General features: G+C 64.3%; 3 protein-coding genes. All 3 read left to right on the top strand.

Annotated elements, in window-relative coordinates; translation table 11 throughout:
- The first annotated feature begins 10 nt into the window (after positions 1-10).
- The 3 genes from miaB to ybeY are packed head-to-tail and all read left to right on the top strand — an operon-like array spanning position 11 to position 2,938.
- Positions 11-1,381: a tRNA (N6-isopentenyl adenosine(37)-C2)-methylthiotransferase MiaB gene (miaB, locus tag AC1DYX_RS30010; protein ID WP_477265700.1), complete on the top strand. Its 1,371-nt coding sequence runs from the start codon at positions 11-13 to the stop codon at positions 1,379-1,381.
- A complete protein-coding gene (locus tag AC1DYX_RS30005) occupies positions 1,378-2,484 on the top strand; it encodes a PhoH family protein (RefSeq protein ID WP_477265698.1) in 1,107 nt (368 codons plus the stop codon). Before miaB ends, AC1DYX_RS30005 begins: the two co-directional genes overlap by 4 nt.
- On the top strand, positions 2,465-2,938 hold the full coding sequence (gene ybeY / locus AC1DYX_RS30000) for an rRNA maturation RNase YbeY (protein ID WP_477265696.1): 474 nt from the start codon (positions 2,465-2,467) through the stop codon (positions 2,936-2,938). The genes AC1DYX_RS30005 and ybeY overlap by 20 nt, the downstream gene beginning before the upstream one ends.
- Positions 2,939-2,977 lie beyond the last annotated feature (39 nt).

Genomic DNA, 2,977 nt, shown 5'->3' with positions numbered 1-2,977 from the left:
GAAGCATTCCATGCAGAAAAAAGTWTTYATCAARACCTTCGGKTGCCARATGAACGAGTACGACTCGGACAAGATGGCGGACGTGCTGGGCGCGTCCGACGGGCTCGTACGCACCGACACGCCGGACGATGCCGACGTGATCCTGTTCAACACCTGTTCCGTGCGCGAAAAGGCGCAGGAAAAAGTGTTTTCCGATCTGGGTCGCCTGAAGGAACTCAAGCGCGCCAAGCCCGACCTGATCATCGGCGTGGGCGGTTGCGTCGCGTCGCAGGAAGGTGAGGCCATCGTCAAGCGCGCGCCGCATGTGGACATGGTGTTCGGCCCGCAGACGCTGCACCGCCTGCCGCAGATGATCCAGCTGCGCCGCCATACGGGCGCGGCCCAGGTCGACATCAGCTTCCCGGAAATCGAAAAGTTCGACCACTTGCCCCCGGCCAAGGTCGAGGGTCCGGTGGCCTATGTGTCGATCATGGAAGGGTGCAGTAAATATTGCAGCTACTGCGTCGTGCCATACACGCGCGGCGAGGAAGTCTCGCGCCGCTTCGAGGACGTGCTGACGGAAGTCGCCGGCCTGGCTGCGCAGGGTGTCAAGGAAATCATGCTGCTGGGACAGAACGTGAACGCCTACCGCGGCGCGATGGAGTCGGGAGAGATTGCGGACTTTGCCCTGCTTCTGGAATACGTGGCCGAGATTCCGGGCATCGAGCGCCTGCGCTTCGTCACGAGCCACCCGAAGGAATTCACCCAGCGCCTGATCGACGCATACGCGAAGATCCCGCAACTGGTCAACCACCTGTATCTGCCCGTGCAGCACGGCTCCGACCGCATCCTGCAGGCCATGAAGCGCGGCTACACGGGCCTCGAATACAAGTCGATCATCCGCCGCATCAAGGCCGTGCGCCCGGACATCTCGATCTCGTCCGACTTCATCGTCGGCTTCCCGGGCGAGACGGACGCCGATTTCGAGGCGATGATGAAGCTCGTGGAAGACGTCGGCTTCGACAACAGCTTTTCCTTCATCTTCAGCAAGCGCCCGGGCACGCCGGCCGCCAACCTGGAAGACGACACGCCGCACGAGGTCAAGCTGGCGCGCCTGCAGCGCCTGCAGGCGAAGATCGATGCCAACACCCGCAAGACCAGTGCAGGCATGGTCGGCACCGTGCAGCGCATCCTGGTCGAAGGCCCGTCGAAGAAGGGCGGGGGCGAGCTCCAGGGCCGCACCGAGAACAACCGCGTCGTCAACTTCTTCCCGGGCGCTGCAAATAGTGAAAGTGAAGCACTCGTCGGCCAGCTGGTCGACGTGCGCATCACCGAGAGCCTGGATTACACCCTGCGCGGCGACCTGGTCGCCAGCACCGATACGATTGCCAAAGCCAGTTGAAAACCCAAACGCCAACCCAGCCTTCGTACTTCGTTCCCGAGCCGCTCGATAACACGCGGCTCGCCCACCTCTGCGGCCCGCTCGACGAAAACCTGCGCCAGATCTCGGCCGCCCTCGACGTGACCATCTTCCGGCGCGGCGAAAAATTCATCGTCAGCGGCACGAACGCGCAACGCGCCGTGGAGCTGCTCGAACGCTTCTACGCCGTCGCCGACAAGGTCGTGCCGATCGAGGAAATACAGCTGGCGCTCGTCGAACAGCGCGCCGGCTTGCGGCCCAAGGCCGTCGAGATCGAGTCGCCGCAGAAGGAGCCCGGCGCGTCCGTCACCGAGGAAGCGGACAAGGGCGATGGCGCGGCCGACGACGAGGAGCTGGTCAGCCCCATGCTGAAGACGCGGCGCCACGACCTGCGCGGGCGCACGCCGCACCAGATACGGTATCTGAAGGCCGTCCTCGAACACGACATCAGTTTCGGCATCGGCCCGGCCGGCACCGGCAAGACCTATCTCGCCGTCGCCTGCGCCGTCGACGCCCTCGAACGCGACGCCGTCAAGCGCATCATCCTGACGCGCCCGGCCGTGGAAGCGGGCGAGCGCCTGGGCTTCCTGCCCGGCGACTTCGCGCAGAAAGTCGACCCGTACCTGCGCCCGCTGTACGACGCGCTGTACGACCTGCTCGGCTTCGACCGCACGCAGAAGCTGTTCGAGAAGCAGGTGATCGAGATCGCCCCGCTCGCGTTCATGCGCGGCCGCACCCTGAATCACGCGTTCGTGATCCTGGACGAAGCCCAGAACACGACGGTCGAGCAGATGAAGATGTTCCTGACCCGGATCGGCTTCGGCAGCAAGGCCGTCGTCACGGGCGACGTGACCCAGGTCGACCTGCACAAGACGCAGCGCAGCGGCCTGGTCGACGCCATGCACGTGCTGAAGGACGTGCGCGGCATCGCCTTCACCCAGTTCTCCAGCGCCGACGTCGTGCGCCATCCGATGGTGGCCCGCATCGTCGACGCCTACGAAAAGGCCGCGTCGATGCAGGAACTCGGCGCGTTACCCGGCAACCTGACCAAACCCGTCACCCGCCATGTCCGAAAAAAAGCATAACCTCGAACTGGACGTCCAGTATCCCGACACCCGCCTGGAAGCGGAGATCACGCCCGACATGGTGGAGCGCTGGGTGCGCGCCTCCCTGCTCGGCCCCGCAGAACTGGCGATCCGCTTCGTCGACGCGCAGGAAGGCCAGGCCCTCAACCGCGATTACCGCGGCAAGGACTACGCCACCAACGTGCTGACCTTCGCCTACAACGAAGGCGCGGAAATCGCCGACGACGAACCGACGCAGGCCGACATCATCCTGTGCACGGATGTCCTGCAGCGCGAGGCCATTGATCAGAAGAAGACGGTCGAGGAGCACGTGGCGCACCTGGTCGTGCACGGCGTGCTGCACGCGCAGGGCTTCGACCACGAGACGGACGAGGAAGCCGAGGAGATGGAACAGCTCGAGCGCGACATCATGGAAGCGCTCGGGTATCCGGATCCGTACGCGGAAAACGAGTAAACACGCAACGCATGAACATTGCGTAGGGTGGGCACCCTG

The organism is Massilia sp. P2_C2 (assembly GCF_056404615.1).
Note: the sequence above shows the minus strand (reverse complement) of the source record. Positions and strands in the feature narration are given on the sequence as shown.

Excerpts from the sequence above, each read along its gene's own strand:
- ybeY (WP_477265696.1), top strand. The coding sequence starts at position 2,465 with ATGTCCGAAAAAAAGCATAACCTCGAACTGGACGTCCAGTATCCCGAC.